We start from the raw sequence: 19,505 nt of genomic DNA, 5'->3' as shown, positions 1-19,505 counted from the left end.
TTATCACACCCGCCCTTCGTTCGTCTGGACAATACGCGTGCCGATGCCGCCTTCGCGGACCGCTCTGGTCAGCACGCCCGGCTCCTCGCCGCTTACGATCACGACCTCGCGCACCCGGCCCTGAATGCACTGGATGGCGGCCCGTACCTTCGGAATCATACCCCCGTAAATTTCGCCGCTCTCGATCATCGCCTCGATGTCTTCGACCGTCACAACAGGAAGCACCCGCTTCTCGCCGTCCACCGTCTTCAAAATGCCCGGAACGTCCGTCACGACGATCATCCGCTCCACGCCGAGATGCGACGCGACCGCGCCGGCGGCCGTATCCGCGTTAATGTTATAACGCTGTCCCGCGGCATCGATACCGATCGGCGCAACGACCGGAATGTACCCCATCTGCATCACGCCTTCGATGATCGCGGCGTTCACATCCGTCACGTCGCCTACGAAGCCGATCTCATCGGCATTCGATACAGGCTTCGCCTGGATCAGCATGCCGTCGACGCCGGACAAACCAAGCGCCTTCGCGCCATTGATTTGGATTTTGCGGACGATCTCCTTATTGATGCGCCCCGCAAGCACCATCTCTACAACGTCCAGCACCGCGTCGTTCGTTACGCGCAGGCCGTTTACGAAGCCCGTTTCGATCCCGAGCTTGCCCAGCGTCTCCGAGATAGCGGGGCCTCCGCCATGCACGATGACCGGACGGACGCCGCCCTGCTGCAGCACCCGCAGCTCATCAAAAAAACTGTCCGGAAGAGCCGCCAGCGTGCTTCCTCCGCATTTCATCACAAACCGCTGTTCCGTCACTGTTCCATACCCTCCAGCACTTTATGTCCGATACGCCGCATTAATGCGGACATAGTCATAGGTCAAATCGCAGCCCCAAGCCGTAGCCTCTCCATTGCCGTTATGCAGATCAACGCTGATGACAACCGTGTCGCCCTTCAAATATTCGAGGGCAATCTCCTCGTCGAATACGACGGGACGGGACTGCTCCAGCGTCAAAATATCGCCGAGGCGAATATCCACCGTCTCCGGATTTACCGGCTGGCCTGCGCGGCCGACCGCCGCAATGATCCGTCCCCAGTTCGCGTCTGCGCCGAACACGGCCGATTTCACAAGCGAAGACCCGATAACCGTCTTCGCGATCGCTTGTGCGGACTCGTCGCTGACCGCGCCCCTCACCTGCACCTCGACCAGCTTCGTTGCGCCTTCTCCGTCGCGAGCAATCGCTTTCGCGAGCACCTCGCACACGTAACGCAGTGCGGCCGCAAACGCCGCCCAGCCCTCGTGCTGCGGCGTCAGCTCGCGGTTGCCCGCCAATCCGCTCGCCATTGCTACGAGCATGTCGTTCGTGCTTGTATCGCCGTCTACTGTGATCATATTAAACGACAGGTCGGTCGCTTCGCGCAGCAGCTGCTGCAGCGGTTCGCTGCCGATCGCGGCATCCGTCGTCACGAAGCCGAGCATCGTCGCCATATTCGGATGAATCATGCCCGAGCCCTTGGCCGCGCCTGCGACGTAAACCTTCTTGCCGTCCAGCTCCAGCTCGACGCAGACCATCTTTTGCACCAAATCCGTCGTGAGGATCGCTTGGCAGAAGTCGTCGGCGCCCGCGCGGTTTCCTTCAAGCCGGGAAGGAAGCTCGTCGATCCCGCCGCGGACTTTGTCCATTTTCAGCAGCTCGCCAATAACGCCTGTCGAAGCTACCGCAACATGGTCGGCATTTACGCCGATGGATTCGGCGAAACGAGCGCGCATCTCATAGGCGTCAGCTTCCCCTTGCTTGCCCGTGCATGCATTGGCGTTGCCGCTGTTCACGAGCACCGCGCGCAGCACGCCGCCCGCTCCGATGCTCTCGCGCGTCACCTGAAGCGGCGCCGCCTGGAACACATTCGTCGTATACACGCCGGCCGCCGAAGCCGGCACCTCGCACACGATCGCGCCCAGATCGTGACGCGTCGTTTTTTTCAGACCGCAATGCAGTCCGCCCGCTTTAAAGCCCTGTGGCGTTGTAATCGAGCCGTCTCCGACGACGGAGAACGCCACTGCCGTATTTTCCAGTCCCATCGTAAAATCGTGTCCCCTTCACGTGTATAAGTATAGGTTAAAATTACGGATAAGCCGGAACAAACTGCAACCCAAGCGTCTCGTCCCAGCCCATCATTAAATTCAAATTTTGTATCGCTTGGCCTGCAGCGCCTTTGACAAGGTTGTCGATGACCGACACGATCGTCACGCGGCCTGTCCGGGCGTCCACCGCGAACCCGATATCGCAATAGTTCGAGCCCCATACTTCCTTCGTCGTCGGCCATTGCCCTTCCGGACGGATTCTCACGAAGCGGCGGCCCTCATAGTAAGAACGGTACAAGTCAATGAAATCCTGCGTTGTCCGTCCGCCCACTACGTTCGCGTACATCGTCGACATAATCCCCCGCGTCATCGGCACAAGATGCGTCGAGAACGTCGTCACGACCGGCTGCCCTGCCGCATCGGAGAGCACCATCTCGATTTCCGGAATATGCTGATGCTGATTAAGCTTATAAGCTTTAAAATTCTCGTTCAGCTCCGAGTAGTGCGTACCGAGCGAAGCGCCGCGGCCGGCCCCTGACACGCCGGATTTCGCATCGATAATAATCGTCGCAGGATCGATCCAGCCTTCTTTGACCGCCGGAACCAAACCAAGCAGCGTAGCCGTAGGATAACAGCCCGGGTTCGACACGAACGGCACGTCCGTCACGCGGTCCCCGTAAATTTCGGCAAGACCGAATACCGCTTTCTGCAGGTACTCCTCGCCGGCTGCCGGCTTTTTATACCACTGCTCATATAAAGCAGGAGATTTCAGTCGGAAGTCTCCCGATAAATCTATGATTTTAAGACCCGCTTCAAGCAGCTGCGGCACAAGCTTGGCCGCTACGCCCGCAGGCGTCGCCAAAAAGACAACGTCCGCTTTCGCTTTAATCGCCGCAGGCTCCACATCGTCCAGCAGCTCCTCGCGAATGCTCGTCAAGTGCGGGTAGCCTTCGGTAATCGGCGTTCCTGCGCTGGATGACGAAATGACCGAGGTCACCTCCGCCAGCGGATGGGAAGCGAGCAATCGGATTAACTCTACTCCGCCGTAGCCGGTAGAGCCGATAATCGCAACTTTCACCTTTGTCGTCATGTTAATCTCTCCCCCAAAACCGGATGCCGCTCTCGTTGGCTCCGCCTGCCTGACAAAACCGCAGCAGCTCCGTCTAATTGCTCTTTCCGCGGGGCGGAAAGGCAGTCCGTTTGTTCAACGATGAGCCTTTATAAGTATCTCACCTGGAAAAAACTTATCATCCATCGCGAAACGAAAGCCGCGCCTCCAGGGACGGCGTATGCCGTTTACGCTTGAACTAATTTATTGTACATCATTCGGCAGTTGATGGAAATAAGCATATGATTCCGTATTATTATACATTCCAATTCATATTAATACAATGAACTTTTAGAGGGAAAATTTGAGCGATTTCTTACTTTTATGCTCCTCAGCGTGCATTCCAGAGGGAATATTTCATCTTGATTCCTAAATCGACTTCACTTCCCTTCCAAGTATATCCTATGTTACACCAAAAGGGAACATTTGTTCTTATTTTTATGACGGGAGTGATGACTTGCCTAATAACGAAGTTCCGGACCGACCGCCGCACACGCCGCACGATGAAGCATTCAAGAAGCTTCTTCAAACCTTTTTTGCAGAATTTCTCGAGCTCTTTTTCCCCGAAGTCAACCGCTTGCTCGATCATACCCGCACGAAGCTGCTGATGCAGGAGCTCCTTGTTGATATCGTTGGTGAAGAAAGGCGAAGTTTGGATCTATTGCTTGAAACCAGGTACAAGTCACTTGATGCATATGTATTGGTTCATCTGGAGGCTCAATCATACAGAGAAACAGACTTTCACGAACGGATGTTTATTTATTTCAGTCGCCTCTTCGAGAGACATCGGAAGGAACACAAGCTCATCATTCCCATCGCTATTTTCACCTCAGACTCGGCCCATGACGAGCAAGACACGCTTTCAATGGAAATCCCCGGTCATTCGATCCTTTACTTTCACTTTCTCAAGCTGGAGCTGCGAAATCAAAACTGGCGGCTTTTTATTGACTCCGATAACCCTGTTGCTGCGGCGCTTTTAGCCAAAATGGGTTATAATGAGGAGGAGAAGCGCGCCGTTAGACTCGAATATTTGCGTATGATTCTTAAGCTGCAAAAGAACTTGGATCAGGCGCGTCTTTCGCTCATTATGTCGGTAGCCGATTTGTATTTTAAGCCTGATAGAGATCAGGATCTTTCCATTTTGCGCGAATTAAGCCTACAATATCCGGAAGATGAGGTGACCATTATGGAGCTGATGCCTGCATGGAAGCGCTGGGGGTATGAAGAGGGTAAGGAACTTGGAAAAGAAGAAGGAAAAGAAGAAATCATCCGTAAGCTTTTAGCTAACGGCTTCCATCCTGACAAGCTTGCAGAAATGCTTGATCTCCCGCCTCAAGAAATTCAAAAAATCGCCAAATCATAAAATGATCCTACGGATACAAGCCAACATGCGATCTGTGTTGCTTGTATCCTTTTTTCCTCCGTCCCCTTCAACTCTCCAGCTTAAACCCCTGCCCAAGCACCTCGGCCGTATTGCTGATAATGACAAACGCCCCAGGATCGATCGACCGCACCAACTGCTTCAGCTTTGAAACCTCGTTTTGCCCGACGACCACCATCAGCACCGTCCGGCCTGCGCCCGTATACCCGCCGTGGCCGTCCAGCCGAGTCAAGCCTCGGTCCAAATCGTGCAAAATGGCTGCCGCCACTTCTTCAGAATGATCGCTTATAATAAATGCTACCTTTGAAAGCTGCAGCCCGTTCTGCACGAAGTCGATCGTTTTGCTCGTTACGAACAGACCGATCAGCGCATAAAGTGCCACCTCCGGCGAGATAATCAGCCCCGCAGCCGCAATCACACAGCCGTCAAAACATACAACCGCCAGACTAAGCGGAAGCCCCGTATACCTGTGCAAAATTTGCGCCGCCAAATCGACGCCCCCCGTCGAGCCGCCGCCGCGGAACACCAAGCCGAGACCGAGCCCTACCCCGATTCCGCCATAAATGGCGGCGAGCAGCGGGTTGTCCGTCGGCGAAGCTACGTGTGCTGTCAGCAGCACGAATAACGGCAGCAAAATCGAACCAAGCGCCGTTTTTAACGCAAAGCGCCTGCCGAGCAGCCACACCCCCGCGACGAACAACGGAATGTTGATCGCCCACTGCGTAACCGCCGGCATCACTCCCGCAAGCCGCTGGACCAAAATCGACACGCCCGACACCCCGCCGGAAGCGATGCCGTTCGGCACCAGGAACATATTAAAGCTGACGGCCACGATTACCGAGCCGAGCAGCAGCTGAACGACGCTCCACACCGACTGCGTCCTCGGGCTCAGCGGCCTCCCTCCTTTTCTTCTTTTGGCAGTGGAGCCAGTACCGGTATCCGCCATGCCGTTCATCCCCCTAGTCTCATTTGCCGCAAAAAAGAAGAGTCCCACACTTCTTCAGTGTTGGAACTCTTCGCCAAAGCTATGCATGTTCTAACGATATCATGCTTTATTCATGTCGAATCTGGCTGCGCAGATAACCGTCGATAAAAGCGTCCAAATCGCCGTCCATGACCGCACCGACATTGCCCGTCTCGACGGATGTGCGGTGGTCCTTCACCATGCTGTACGGGTGAAACACATAGGAACGGATCTGGCTCCCCCAGGCGATATCCGATTGCTCGCCGCGGATTTCCGCCAGCTCCTTCATTTGCTCCTCGATGCGCCGTTCATACAGCTTGGAGCGAAGCATATTCATCGCCCGTTCGCGGTTCTGGATTTGCGACCGCTCCTGCTGGCAGGCTACGACGATGCCTGTCGGGATATGCGTTATCCGGATGGCCGACTCCGTCTTATTGACGTGCTGGCCGCCCGCGCCGCTGGCGCGGTACGTATCGATTTTCAAATCCTCACTTCGGATCTCGATCTCGATGCTGTCATCGATTTCGGGCACCACGTCGACGGAAGCAAAAGACGTATGGCGACGCCCGGCCGAATCGAACGGCGAGATGCGCACCAGCCGGTGCACGCCTTTCTCCGCCTTCAAGTAACCGTAAGCGTTGTACCCTTTGATAAGCATCGTTACGCTCTTAATGCCCGCTTCATCCCCAGGCTGATAGTCCAGCAGCTCCACCTTGAAGCCGCGCTTCTCCGCCCAGCGCGTGTACATCCGGTACAGCATAAGCCCCCAGTCCTGGGACTCCGTGCCGCCCGCACCCGGATGCAGCTCGAAAATCGCATTCAGCTTGTCGTAAGGCTGATTCAGCAGCAGCTGAAGCTCAAACTCGCTTACTTTGCTTACCAAGGCCTGCACGCCTTCCACGACCTCGGCTTCCAGCGATTCGTCGCTTTCTTCCTCCGCCAGCTCCAGCATCATCTGCAGGTCTTCCAGATCGGCGTTCAGCCGGCCGTACTGCTCGACGACCGATTTGACCGCGTTGAGCTCGGAAATGATGCTCTGCGCTTTGTCGTTATCGTCCCAAAAGTCGGGCATCGTCATTTTTTCCTCGAAGTTCGCGATCATCTCTTGCTTAATATCTAAGTCAAAGAGACCCCCTGAGCTCTTGGAGACGCCCCGCCATTTCACGCAGGTCTTGCTTCACCGTTATATCTATCATAGCGTACGCTTCACCTCAAAATCATTTTTCCCTATCGTATGCTTAGGCGGCTAAAAGTGTGGCCGGCGCAGCCCGAATCCCTCATTCCCTGACTACGCTCGCTCGCCGCTCTCCTAAAGCTTTTACTGCGCACCGTGGCACTGCTTGTACTTTTTGCCGCTGCCGCATGGACAAGCGTCATTCCGCCCTACCATATCTTTGCGCTTGGCCGGGCGCTTCTCGGACGATTCTCCGCCGCCGCTGGTCGTCGACGTCTGGCCTTTCGCCACCTCTTGACGCTCCAGATTGCTCTCTACGCGGGCTTTCATAATATATTTCGCGACTTCCTCCTGAATGCTCTCGATCATTTCCTTGAACATTTCGAAGCCTTCGAACTGGTACTCGCGGAGCGGATCCGTACCGCCGTAAGCGCGCAAGTGAATGCCTTGGCGCAGCTGGTCCATCGCGTCGATGTGATCCATCCATTTGCTGTCTACAGCGCGAAGCACAACGACCTTCTCAAACTCGCGCATCGTTTCCGGCCCAAGCGCCGCTTCGCGCTCATCGTAGCTTGCGGAAACTTCATTGTAGATATATTCGATCATTTCGTCTTTCTCTTTACCCCACAGCTCGTCCTTCGAGAGCGCACCTTCCTCCAGGAAGTTGGCGTGAGCGTAATCGACGATTGCCTGAAGATCCCACTCCTCCGGAATGTCCTCCGAGCAATGAGCTTCGACGATCCGTTCGATGACCGGCTTGATCATATCCATAACCTCTTGACGGATATTCTCCGAGCCTAGTATTTCGCGGCGCTGCTTGTAAATAACCTCACGCTGCTGGTTCATCACATCGTCATACTGAAGAACGACTTTCCGGATATCGAAGTTGTTGCCCTCTACGCGCTTTTGCGCGGATTCGATCGCTCTGGAAATCATGCGGCTTTCGATCGGCTGATCCTCATCCAAACCGAGACGGTCCATCATGCCCATAATATTCTCGGAACCGAAACGGCGCATCAACTCGTCTTCAAGCGACAAGTAGAACTGCGACGAGCCCGGGTCGCCTTGACGGCCGGCACGTCCGCGCAGCTGATTATCGATCCGGCGGCTTTCATGGCGCTCCGTACCGATAATATGCAGGCCGCCCAGTTCCGCAACTGTCTCACCCAGCAAAATATCCGTACCGCGTCCGGCCATGTTCGTCGCGATCGTCACCGCACCGGCTTGTCCCGCGCGGGATATAATTTCCGCTTCCTCCGCATGGAACTTCGCATTCAGTACCTTATGTGCGACGCCTTTGCGTTTCAGCAGCTCCGACAGCTTCTCGGAATTTTCGATCGAGATCGTACCGACCAGCACCGGTTGATTATTCGCGTGGCGTTTGACAATCTCCTCGACTACCGCATTAAATTTGCCCTTCTCGGTTTTGTATACCACGTCAGCGATATCCTTACGGATCATCGCACGGTTCGTAGGCACCTGAATAACGTCCAGACCGTAAATCCGTTTGAATTCCTCTTCCTCGGTTTTCGCCGTACCGGTCATGCCGGACAGCTTGCGGTACATCCGGAAATAGTTCTGGAACGTAATCGTCGCGAGCGTCATGCTCTCGTTCTGAACCTTCAGTTGCTCCTTCGCCTCGATCGCCTGGTGCAAGCCGTCGCTGTAACGGCGGCCTTGCATGAGACGGCCCGTAAATTCATCGACGATGACAACCTCGTCGTCCTGGACGACGTAATCGACGTCGCGCTTCATAATAACGTTCGCCTTGAGCGCCTGCTGAATATGGTGGTTAAGCAGCACGTTCGCATGGTCGAACAGATTCTCGATATGGAATGCTTTTTCAGCTTTCTCCACGCCGGACTCCGTCAGCATAACGCTGCGAAGCTTGATATCGATCGTGTAGTCTTCCTCTTCGTTCAACCGGCCGACAAACCGGTCAGCTGCAAAATACAGCTCCGTCGATTTCGCAGCCTGGCCGGAAATAATAAGCGGCGTACGCGCTTCGTCGACCAGAATCGAGTCCACCTCGTCAATGATGGAGTAATAGAGAGGGCGCTGAACCATTTGTTCCTTGTACAGCACCATATTGTCGCGTAAGTAGTCAAAGCCGAACTCGTTGTTCGTTCCGTACGTAATGTCGCAGGCGTAAGCCGCTTGCTTCTCGTCATGCGACAGGCCGTGCAGGTTGCAGCCTACCGACATGCCGAGGAAGTTGTACAGCTTGCCCATAATCTCGCTGTCGCGCTGAGCCAGGTAGCCGTTCACCGTAATGACGTGAACGCCTTTGCCGAGCAGCGCATTCAGATAAGTCGGGAGCGTAGCGACGAGCGTCTTACCTTCACCGGTTCTCATCTCCGCGATTTTGCCTTCGTGCAGCACCATGCCGCCCATCAGCTGAACGTCAAAATGACGCATGCCAAGCGTCCGCTTCGAAGCTTCTCTTACTGTTGCAAAAGCTTCCGGGAGCAGCTTGTCCAGCGTCTCGCCTTTTTCGATTCTCGCTTTGAATTCTTCGGTTTTGGCGCAAAGCGCTTCATCCGACAGACTTGTAAAATTAGATTCCATTGCATTTATCTCATCTACCGTCCGTTGGAGCCGTTTTACTTCGCGCTCGTTTTGGTCACCGAATATCTTTTTCACTATTCCGAGCATAAGTTTCCCCTTTCGTAATGACGCCTCAATTCCTTAAATTGTATCAGTTTGTCGACCTTGCCGCAACGAGGGTTGCTGGAAATAAAAAAGCCTCTCTCCCCTTAAGGAGAAAAGGCTCTTCATGAATTAAGTAATGAGTGCGTTTAGCCTTGCTCGATTAATCCGTACTTCCCGTCGCTCCGTTTATAGACAACGCTTACTTCTTTGCTGTCGACATTAGAGAACACGAAGAAGTTATGTCCAACCATATTCATCTGTAAAATCGCTTCCTCCACGTCCATCGGCTTCAAAGCGAAGCGTTTGGTCCGAACCAGCTCCAGGTCCTCTTCTTCCTGCTCGAGAACGCCGACTGCCGAGCCTTCTTCCTTGAACAAAGCGCGTACCCCGCTGCCCTGTCGGAACTTGCGATTTACTTTCGTCTTATGTTTGCGTATTTGCCGTTCGAGTTTGTCCACAACAAGATCAATTGAAGCGTACATATCCTCGCTCTTCTCCTCGGCCCGAAGCATGACGCCGGTGAGAGGAATCGTAACCTCGACGGTATGTTTACCTTTGGTTACGGATAAGGTAACGGTGATTTCGGAGGCGATTGGTTCTTCAAAAAACTTTTCCAATCGGCTGAGTTTCTTTTCGGTGTACTCTCTCAAAGCATCAGTAACTTGAAAGCGTTGACCTCGAATGTTGTAATTCATGGGGAACTCCTCCTTTACATGCCCTTATTATAACATATGCACAGGCGCGGAGTAAAATTGTTTTTAGTTTATTTCGAATTTTCAGATAAAAAAATTTTAAGATTCGTAGAGTTTCGGCAGCGCTTCCAATATTACGACAGCATGCCTGCCACAGAACAGAAAAAAGCCCCGGATGAACCGGAGCTTGTGTAGGTCACTTTGTAAGTTGATCCCTATAGTTTGGCTGATCAGCCAATAATTACAGTTTTACAACGTTAGCAGCTTGTGGGCCACGAGCGCCTTCAACGATATCGAATTCAACCGATTGGCCTTCTTCGAGCGTTTTGAAACCTTCGGTTTGGATTGCGGAGAAGTGAACAAATACGTCGCCGCCTTGCTCAGTCTCGATAAATCCATAACCCTTCTCTGCGTTGAACCATTTTACTTTACCTTGCATCTGCAAACATTCCCTTCATCTTCAAATACTGTGAGGCATCTCAATGTATAACCCACAAATTGACTATAACACCCACTTCACGGAATTGTCAAACTATTTCTTGTAAGCGAATTCATATTAGACAGGACAAGGGTTTTCGGTTGGCGGATCGTGTCGAAATGTCGGATTAATTATTTGTAAAAGGTACCTTTTCGACAAAAGGAAAAGCCGCCCTTGGGCGGCTATACATGCTGCATCAAAATTGCGGATTATCGCTTGGTATCGAAGAACAAGCTTTCGTCTCCGTATGGGCCGGAATCGTACATCGCTTTTGTTCTTTTGGACCTGCTGAGCTTGTTCAGCTCCCGGTTCGCTTCATCGCGCAGATTCATCATTCTGCCGGTGATGACGCGATCCATTTGGATCATGCTGGCCACGAGCTCCCGATTCTGATGAGCCGATGCTGAATCTGGAGTGAACTGCTTAAGCCGCACGAAGATCCGTCCCCTCTCCTCCATGTAGGCTTCGATCTCCTCCATCCCGCATCCGTCCAGGTTCCGGACCAGCTCAGACGACAGTTGAACGAGTCGCTGCAAATGCTGCTGCATTAGGTTGCCCTGCCAGTAGATTGGATTGTTTTGCCGTTTGAATCCAGGTTTCTTTAAGATCGATCAGATAGCCAAGCACTTCCTCGGCTGACTCCACGTCCTTCTTCATATTGGCTTCAATCAAGCGCAGATTAAAATATTCATAGAGTCTGATCAAGTTTTCGGATATGGGGGAGGAACGATCTATCGTAATAATGAATTCGCTGATAATGTTCTGAACTTTGAGCAAGTTCGTATTCGCATCGGCGTAATTCTGTTCTTTAATCGCTTCAATTCCTCTGCGGCAAAAACGAATGGCGCCGTCGTACAGCATAATAAGCAATTGAGCCGGCGAAGCGGTCTGAACCGTCGTTTCCAAATACTTATTTCTTTGCTGCTGCAGTTGCATGTGTTAGCCTCCTAGGAGCTGAATTGTTGGTACAGCCAGTCGCTTTGGGAATTCATTTGGCTGATATATTTTTCCATTGCGGTGAATTGCTTGTAGTAGCGGTTTTCCAGGTCCAGAAGTCTCGCTTCGAGTCGGGACATTTGCTCGGTTATCTGCTTGTTTTCTTTGCCCATCAAAAATTGCGTATCTACAGAAGTGGTTGTTCCTGCTTTATCGGTAATTTGCTTAAACAAAGCGGAGGCTTTGTCGTACAAACGGGTAGCAATGCCGTCATTGGAATCGCTGGCGCCGTCCGTCGTAAATAGCGCCATTACTTCTTCGGGGTTATCCGTTAGAGCTTTTTTCAGCTTGGTTTCGTCGATGTACAGCTTTCCGCGGTCCGAATAGGATCCTGTAATGCCTCCCCCGCTTATATTACTGTTGGAAATCCCGATTTCAGCCAAGCTCTTCAGTTGTCCTGCAGGCAGTCCATTCACCGAGTCAGATAAGGCGCGGCGCAGAGAATTAAGGCCATTCGATAACAAATTATCATTGGTCAGCATCCCGCTTCTCGCGCGTTCTTCCCACTTTTTGATCTCGTCTTCGTCCATTTCTTCTCGCTGAGCATCGGTCAACGGTTGGAAATCCCTGTAGCGCTTCTCCGACAATTCTTTGTTGACTTCATCAATGAGCGAATTGTATTTTTCGACAAATGTTTTAATCGTCTCAACAATTTTATCGGTATCCTGCGTGACCCCAATATCGACAGTGCTGCCGCCCTCTTGCTTGGCTGTAAAAGTCATCCCTACAATCGTGAATGTATTGGATTCGTATTCCGCCTCAATTCCGTTGAAGAAGACCTTTGCATTTGTGCCTGCGACGCTGGTAGTCGAATTACTCAAAGGCGTGAGGCCGGTATCAATACCTAACGCTTCCACAACTGAAGAATCAGGCTGATCATCCGAAAAAGCAAGCGCTTTGGAATCACGATTATAGAAGGATAGTTTTCCGCTGCTGTTTAGTGACACATCAAGCCCATCATCACTTAATTCATCATTTATTTGATCGACTAATTCCTGGACAGTCGTTGTGTTCGTGACATCAAAATTGTATGCTGCACCATCGTAGGTAACCGTGAACTGTGCAGTGCCGACGAGACTTCCGTTTACTAATGAATTTTTAGACAAAGCTCCATTCGTGCCTAAAGTACCCTGATTCACCTCTGGGGCAAGGATATCATTCATATTTTGACCGTTTGTTAATTCTAGTTCGATGATCGAAGACTCCCCTGTTTTGGAGGAGGTGAAAAACAGCCGATCCATCGTAGAATCGTAAGTGGCTTTGACACCCGTAGAAGCGGTTTGTTGATTGATTGCCGAAACCAATTGGTCAATGGTATCGGTTGTTTTGATATCGATCGTTTTGGCGCCCTTATCTCCCGTAATTTGGAGCTGTGTATCGCTGTCTAATCCCAAATAACCAACTGTCTTCGAACCGCCGGCAGCGCCTCTCAAATCTCCGGAAGTTAAAGATGCGGACTTAGCTAATTTATCGATCTGGATCGTATATTGACCTTCACTAGCCGATGCAGAGCTTGTTACAGAGACAATGCTTTCTTGTGATGATGATACCTTCTTCGTTAAATAACCTGATTGCAGCTTCATATCGAAAGCGGCATTTCGAAACTCCAGAATCTTGTTATTCAATGTCCGGTAATCATCGCGTTTCCACTCTAACAGTTGTTTTTTCTGTGCCAGCTTATCCAGCGGGATTCGCTGTGCATCCATCATTTGTTTTACAAGAGCATCGGTATCCATTCCCGAAGCCAAACCGCCAATTCTCATGCTTTGCACTCCTCTCTATTATAGTAGCTATCTTTTTTCATCTATTAAAATGCCGGCCATTTCCCACAGCTTGGCTACAAAATCGAGTGATTTTTCAGGAGGAATTTCTCGTATGATTTCCCCCGACTCGCTATCGAGCACCTTGACCGCAATCAGTTTTGTTTTCTCGTGGATGGAGAACTCCAAATTGGTAGCTTTCCCTTGCATAGCCTTAATTGCTCGTTCAATTGCTTTTACTAGCTGCTCATCGCTTACTGAATAATTTTCGCCGCTTAATTCAGCTTTTTTGAGATCATCTATGTTGGTGAATGAAGAAACTGATCTGTTTGAAGGGGTTGTAGGAACAAAAGCCGGATCAACTGCCGTTTCCTCAGATTTACTAACCGGAATAGGGCGGTCTGCAGGACCGCTCATGCCTGCAGTCGATGCGTTAATGTTCATACCAATCAATCCTCCAAATTTTATTTATTATATATATCGGCCAAGGTATATGGATTAATTAGCTATTTTAAAAGAATTGCTGGTAATCCTATAGATCTCATGAAAAGAGATCCTAGAAGGTCTAGGATCTCTTTATCATTTTTATTTCTGTACTTTGACTGTAGTTTGGCCAATAATCAGCTGCCCGTTAACATAACCGCGGAACTCCAAAGTTACGCTTGGATTCGTCCAGTTAAAATCGGAACGTTCAAATTTGAACTGACCATTTTTAGCTTGATTATAGTATCCGTTATTGCTGTTTAGAGCTTTCACACCGTTAAGCTGTACGGTTTCAAGATCAATACTTGAACCGGCGTACTCGTTCGGGATTTCAACTCGCACGGTAAATACACCATTATTTCCTTTAATAACATTTGGTGTCACTTCTATTTTTGCCGGAATATATACCACGAATTGTTTTTGAATCGTTGAGGTTAAACCTGCAGCATTGGTTGCCTTAACGGATACCGTGTACATACCCGGTTTGTCGAGTTTGATTTCAGTACCATTCGTCAACGCTAAGGTTCCATTCGGGCCAGTAATTGTCATACTTTCAGATCCGATACCCGACAGGTTATCTTTAGCCTCATAATTCAATTGAATTGTCGTATCCAACATGAATTCTTTATTTAAGCTCATTGCGATGACCGGCGCAGTTCGGTCGATTTTTACGTCTACAGTTTGCATCTGCTCCATATTACTCGCTTGGTCTACCGAGTAGTAGGAAATCCGGTTAACTCCCTCTTGCTCCACTGTTATTTCCGTACCCTCCACAAACTCGGCTCCGTTTAATGAGTAAAGAGTCTTCGCCAACCCGCTTTGTTCATCTGCAGAGGAGAGATTAACAGTAACGGTTTTGTTCGACCACATTGCCGGTGCGTCGGACGTTGTTACGGGAGCTGTACGGTCAATCTTTACTTCCACCTTCTGTACCTGCTCCGTGTTGCCCGCTTGGTCCACCGAGTAGAAGGAAATTTCATTGATTCCTTCTTGCGTTACTGTCACGCTGCTTCCTTCCAGATATTCAGCTCCATTTACAGAGTACAGTGTTTTAGCTACACCGCTCTTTGCATCTGCAGCATTCAGCTTAACCTCTACGTCCTCTTTCACCCATGTAGATAATGCATTAGCCGTTGTCACTGGAGCAGTACGGTCAATCTTTACTTCCATCTTCTGTACCTGCTCCGTGTTGCCCGCTTTGTCCACCGAGTAGTAGGAAACTTCATTAATTCCTTCTTGCGTCACTGTCACGCTGTTTCCTTCCATATATTCGGATCCGTTCACCGAGTACAGAGTTTTCGCTACACCGCTCAGAGCATCCGTCGCCGATAAGCTTAATGTCGCTGTGTCGGACCATTCGTTGACTTCACTTGAAGTCGTTACCGGTGCCGTCTTATCTACTTTTACGTATGAAGTTTTGATCTCTTCCTTATTACCCACACGGTCTACCGAGTAATAAGTGACTTTATTTATGCCTTCTTGAGTGACTGTAAAAGTGGCTCCCTCAACCATTTCCTGATCGTTTACAGAGTAATAACTTTTCGCTACACCAGTCTCGTTGTCAGTAGCCGATAAAGCAACAACCGCATCCTGATTTACCCATCCAACCGGAATGTCTGCCGATGTAATCGGTGGTTCCGTATCTACAATTAACTTTGCCTCAACTTCATTAGACGGGGTTGATTCGCCAAACGAATTACTGTACGAGGTTACGTAGTAGTAATGGTTCGCATAGGATAAGTCGGAAACTGTATAGGACAAGTTATTCAGATTTTTCACAAGCAGTACCGGTTTACCATCGATGATCTCGTACACGTTATACCCGTTGGCGTAGGTGATAAAGTTCCACACAATCCGTGCGCTCGTATCGCTCAACAATGTTAAGCTTGCAACCGGAGCTTGCATCTCCGGATATATGATTTCTTGCGTTATCCGATTGGATGATACCGATTCACCAAAGCGATTACTAGAAGCAGTCAATTCATACTCATGGGTGGATTCCGACAAATTATATACTTTAGTTGTCAGCGCCGTCCCATTATAGATGAGTTGACGTGTGGCACCTGTAACTTTGTAGAGACGATACTCATTCGCCCATGGAACCGCCTGCCAAGTGAACGTCATGTTATTTGCGTTAAAAACGGTTGCCGCAAGCACAGGAGGCTGTACCACCGGCCATTCCAACGTAAATGCCACTCCTCCGAATGCCGGAGATTCCCCGAATCGATCGCTAAAGGAATAGACCTCATATTTGTAATCATCCTGCACCATGTTCGTAAACGTAACCGATGTACCAGTCTGTGTCTTAACCAGTACCCTTCCGTTATCCGTAACCTGATACACTTTATAAGCTGTAGCGTAAGTAACGCCGCCCCACCTTAAAGTAAAGTCATTACCATTCGTGATGCTTTGTGTAACATTACCAGGCGCTTGCATCGTTGGATGCGTCAAATGAAAGTTGACCGGACTGCCTTCTGCCGATTCGCCGAAACGATTGCTATAGGCATGAGCGATGTATTGGTAATCATCCTCCGGCATATTCAGGTATTTGATGCTGGTTGCGGCCTGTGTTTTTATCAGCACTTTTTGCCCGTCAATGATCTGGTAAAGGTTATATGCAGTAGCGTAAGTGGAAGTATCCCATTTCAATGTAAGGTCATTTCCGTTTGTAATGGTGGATGTCAAAGTACCAGGGGCTTGCATGACAGGAAACGCAAGCTCGAATGATACTTTTGCCCCTTCCGGTGATTCGCCAAAACGTGTGCTTCCTGAATGGATCACAAATTGATAATTGCCTTCAGGCATATTCGTAAACGTAGTGGTCAAGGAAGTAGACTTGGCTTTAAACACCTTTTGCCCGTCGACCACTTGATACACATTGTAGTAAGATGCATAGTCGACGCTTCCCCACTGCAGCTTGATATCATTGCCGTTTGATATGCTTTGCGTCACCTGTTCCGGAGCCTCCATCACCCACTGTTCAAGGTTAAAAGACAGAGAGCTTCCCTCCGGTGACTCACCGAAACGGCTGTTTATCGAATGTACAATATAGGTATGCTCACCGGATGGAACGTTGCTGAAAGTGACGGTGAGGCCGGATACCGTATTTTTCAAAACTTTTTCTCCATTAATAAGCTCATACACCTTATAACTAGTCGCATATTGAGCCGCGGTCCAGCTTAACACAATATCGTTGCCGTTTTGAACCTTGTATGCAAGGCTGCCCGGAGCAGCCATGGTCGGTAAAACGACACTTATTTGAACTTCCGCTCCTTCCGGAGATTCGCCAAAATACGTGGAAACGGAATGAACCTCGTAGAAATAATCGCCTGCAGGCATATTGCTGTACGTTGCAGTCAGGCCGGTTACGGTGCTTTTTAAGACCTTTTGTCCATCAATAACTTGATAAACTTTATAACTCGTTGCATAGGGTACAGCAGTCCAGTTCAATACGATATCGTTTACGTTTGCCAATCTGTAAGTCAGGCTTTCAGGAGCATCCATCGTTTGGCCGTTAAGCGTGAATGTCAGCTCGGTTCCATCTGACGACTCTCCAAAACGGGATGAATAAGTGTGAACCGTATACGTATACTCTCCGGGCTGCATGCCGGTAAAAGATACCGTAGTACCGGTTACCGTTTTTTTCAGTACCTTTTGTCCGTTAACGATCTGATACACTCTATAGTTTGTTGCATAGTCAGCCGCTGCCCAATTTAATGAAAAATCAGTAGCATTTTTAATGGATTGGATTACATTTTGCGGCGGCAGTATGGTCGGGTGAGTCAATGTAAAGGAAAGTTCACCGCCTTCCGGTGATTCACCGTAACGGGTTGAATTAGAATGAACTTCATAGCTATACTCTCCCGCCGGCATGTTCGCAAATGTTACGCTTGTACCGGTTACAGTGCTTTTCAATACAGGCTGTCCGTTAACCTTTTGATAGATTTTATAGTTCGTAGCATTTGCGGCAGCATCCCATGTTAATAAAATATCGTTACCGTTTTGAACCTTGTATGCAAGATTAACGGGCGCATCCATAATAACGGCTTCCATCGTAAAGGAAACTCGGCTGCCTTCCTGGGATTCACCGTAACGTGTGGAAGTCGAATAAACCTCGTAGATGTAATCCCCTGCAGGCAGGTTGGTGTACGTTACCGTCAACCCGGTAACGGTGCTTTTCAATATTTTTTGGCCATCGGCAATTTGATAGACCTTATAACCCGTTGCATTCGGCGCTGCTTCCCAGGTTAATACGGCATCATTCACATTTTGAATCTTGTAAGCTGCGTTGCCGGGGGCAGCCATGACAACAGCATCTACCGTCAAAGTGACTTTGCTGCCTTCTGCCGACTCACCGAAACGATTGCTATACGAGTAAACTTCATACGTATAGTCCCCTGCCGGCACGTTCGTATAGGTCACTGTTGTTCCGGTCACGGTGCTTTTTAATACTTTTTGACCATCTATTATTTGATAGACCTTATAGGAATTTGCATTTGAAGCCGTACTCCATGATAAAACAATATCCGTAAGGTTCTGGATTTTGTATATAAAATTGCTTGGCGCACTCATCGTTACAGCATCTACTGTGAGAACAACCTGGCTGCCTTCCGCTGACTCTCCAAAGAGGTCGCTAAAAGAATACACTTCATAAATGTACTCTCCGGCAGGCTGGTTCGTATAGGTCACCGTTGTACCGGTCTGGGTGCTTATTAAAACCTTTTGACCGTCCACAATTTGATAGATTTTATATGAGTTCGCGTAGGGAACACTTCCCCACGTCAGAACAACGTCATTCACATTTTGAAATTTGTATGTAAGGTTGCTAGGCGCGTCCATGGTTACCTTACTGACAACTGCGGTAACCTGGCTGCCTTCTGTTGATTCTCCAAAACGGTCACTGTATGAATGAATTTCGTAAAAATATTCTCCATCCGTTAAGCCGCTGTATTTAACAGTCGTTGTTGTTACCGTGCTCTTCAAAACCTTTTGTCCATCGACAAGCTGGTAGACCTTGTAGTTTGTCGCATAGTTTACAGCATTCCATTTTAATGTAACGTCCGTTGCGTTCGTAACCGTAAATGTTGCTCCGCTTGGTGCCGACATAGCCGGATGATCTACCGCAACTTGTACAGATGTTGAGAGCGGGGATTCTCCATATTTGGAGTTGGAAGCGGACACTGCATATGTAAATGTCCCTTCTGGTGCATTGTTCATCGTATATGTTCTTTTGGTTCCGGATTGAAGTAAAATCTGTTGTTCGCCTTCTACAATTTGATATAAATTGTATTCTTGAGCGTACAAAGAGGTGCCCCAGTTTAAGACAATGTTATTGCCGTTCTGAATCGTGTACGTCAAGGTAGCCGGTGCAGCCATGTCGGGGTAAACGACATCTACTTTAATTGGAGCGCCAGGACCTGATTCGCCGTCTGCGCCTAAAGTCGAAACGACATAACTATACGACCCCTCAGGGAGATCATTCATGGTGTACGATGCGGTTGAAGTTGTCCCTGCCAATAGAATCTGTCCATCAACAATGCTGTACACATTATAACCGCTTGCTCCAAATACAGGACTCCAGGAGAGTTTGACATTTTCCGGAGCCAGAAATTGCGAAGTTACATTACTTGGCGGCAGCATACTGTTTGTTTCAGCCATTGCGCTCGCTGCAGGAAAAAGAAGCTGAAGCACTAGCATTAACGTTAATAGAGCGGACAATTTGTTACTGCGTTTGGGCATGA

Annotated in this window: 14 protein-coding genes; 1 reads left to right on the top strand and 13 read right to left on the bottom strand. The window is 49.7% G+C overall.

The features are described from left to right. Positions 1-3: 3 nt before the first annotated feature. From argB to argC, 3 genes are read right to left on the bottom strand one after another with little or no spacing between them, the layout of a single operon-like run. Positions 4-789 (bottom strand): acetylglutamate kinase, encoded by a 786-nt coding sequence (argB, locus tag KP806_RS21280; RefSeq protein ID WP_224725780.1) that lies wholly within the window; start codon positions 787-789, stop codon positions 4-6. A 42-nt stretch (positions 790-831) separates the two neighbouring features. Next, positions 832-2,073 (bottom strand): bifunctional ornithine acetyltransferase/N-acetylglutamate synthase, encoded by a 1,242-nt coding sequence (argJ, locus tag KP806_RS21275; RefSeq protein WP_224725758.1) that lies wholly within the window; start codon positions 2,071-2,073, stop codon positions 832-834. A gap of 43 nt (positions 2,074-2,116) precedes the next feature. Further along, a complete protein-coding gene (gene argC / locus KP806_RS21270) occupies positions 2,117-3,166 on the bottom strand; it encodes an N-acetyl-gamma-glutamyl-phosphate reductase (protein ID WP_224725757.1) in 1,050 nt (349 codons plus the stop codon). A 475-nt stretch (positions 3,167-3,641) separates the two neighbouring features. Here argC and KP806_RS21265 point away from each other — a divergent pair, with 475 nt between their 5' ends. Next, on the top strand, positions 3,642-4,547 hold the full coding sequence (locus KP806_RS21265; RefSeq protein WP_224725756.1) for an Rpn family recombination-promoting nuclease/putative transposase: 906 nt from the start codon (positions 3,642-3,644) through the stop codon (positions 4,545-4,547). 67 nt (positions 4,548-4,614) lie between these two features. Here KP806_RS21265 and KP806_RS21260 read toward each other — a convergent pair whose 3' ends face one another. From KP806_RS21260 to KP806_RS21215, 10 genes are all read right to left on the bottom strand, one after another. Then, complete coding sequence (locus KP806_RS21260) at positions 4,615-5,511, bottom strand: YitT family protein (RefSeq protein ID WP_224725755.1); 897 nt, start codon at positions 5,509-5,511, stop codon at positions 4,615-4,617. Between the two features lie 106 nt (positions 5,512-5,617). Beyond that, positions 5,618-6,725, bottom strand: a protein-coding gene (prfB, locus tag KP806_RS21255) for a peptide chain release factor 2 (RefSeq protein ID WP_224725754.1) whose coding sequence is annotated in 2 segments (ribosomal slippage) — positions 5,618-6,652 and positions 6,654-6,725 — 1,107 coding nt in all. Because the reading frame shifts where the segments join, the coding sequence is not laid out codon by codon here. 122 nt (positions 6,726-6,847) lie between these two features. Then, positions 6,848-9,358, bottom strand: coding sequence for a preprotein translocase subunit SecA (secA, locus tag KP806_RS21250; RefSeq protein WP_224725753.1), 2,511 nt, complete (start codon positions 9,356-9,358; stop codon positions 6,848-6,850). Between the two features lie 143 nt (positions 9,359-9,501). Continuing rightward, positions 9,502-10,050, bottom strand: a complete 549-nt coding sequence (hpf, locus tag KP806_RS21245) for a ribosome hibernation-promoting factor, HPF/YfiA family (protein WP_224725752.1) — start codon at positions 10,048-10,050, stop codon at positions 9,502-9,504. 238 nt (positions 10,051-10,288) lie between these two features. Then, a complete protein-coding gene (locus KP806_RS21240) occupies positions 10,289-10,486 on the bottom strand; it encodes a cold-shock protein (RefSeq protein WP_028608231.1) in 198 nt (65 codons plus the stop codon). Between the two features lie 248 nt (positions 10,487-10,734). After that, positions 10,735-11,073, bottom strand: a complete 339-nt coding sequence (locus KP806_RS21235) for a hypothetical protein (RefSeq protein WP_224725751.1) — start codon at positions 11,071-11,073, stop codon at positions 10,735-10,737. Further along, on the bottom strand, positions 11,033-11,461 hold the full coding sequence (gene fliS, locus KP806_RS21230) for a flagellar export chaperone FliS (RefSeq protein ID WP_224725750.1): 429 nt from the start codon (positions 11,459-11,461) through the stop codon (positions 11,033-11,035). Before fliS ends, KP806_RS21235 begins: the two co-directional genes overlap by 41 nt. Positions 11,462-11,472: 11 nt before the next feature. Further along, positions 11,473-13,284: a flagellar filament capping protein FliD gene (gene fliD, locus KP806_RS21225; protein ID WP_224725749.1), complete on the bottom strand. Its 1,812-nt coding sequence runs from the start codon at positions 13,282-13,284 to the stop codon at positions 11,473-11,475. A gap of 27 nt (positions 13,285-13,311) precedes the next feature. After that, positions 13,312-13,725: a flagellar protein FlaG gene (locus KP806_RS21220; protein WP_224725748.1), complete on the bottom strand. Its 414-nt coding sequence runs from the start codon at positions 13,723-13,725 to the stop codon at positions 13,312-13,314. Positions 13,726-13,866: 141 nt separating this feature from the next. Further along, positions 13,867-19,503, bottom strand: a complete 5,637-nt coding sequence (locus tag KP806_RS21215; RefSeq protein WP_224725747.1) for a fibronectin type III domain-containing protein — start codon at positions 19,501-19,503, stop codon at positions 13,867-13,869. Between the last annotated feature and the right edge of the window lie 2 nt (positions 19,504-19,505).

Origin of the sequence: Paenibacillus vietnamensis (assembly GCF_020169515.1) — a bacterium.
GTDB classification, from domain to species: domain Bacteria; phylum Bacillota; class Bacilli; order Paenibacillales; family Paenibacillaceae; genus Pristimantibacillus; species Pristimantibacillus vietnamensis.
Note: the sequence above shows the minus strand (reverse complement) of the source record. Positions and strands in the feature narration are given on the sequence as shown.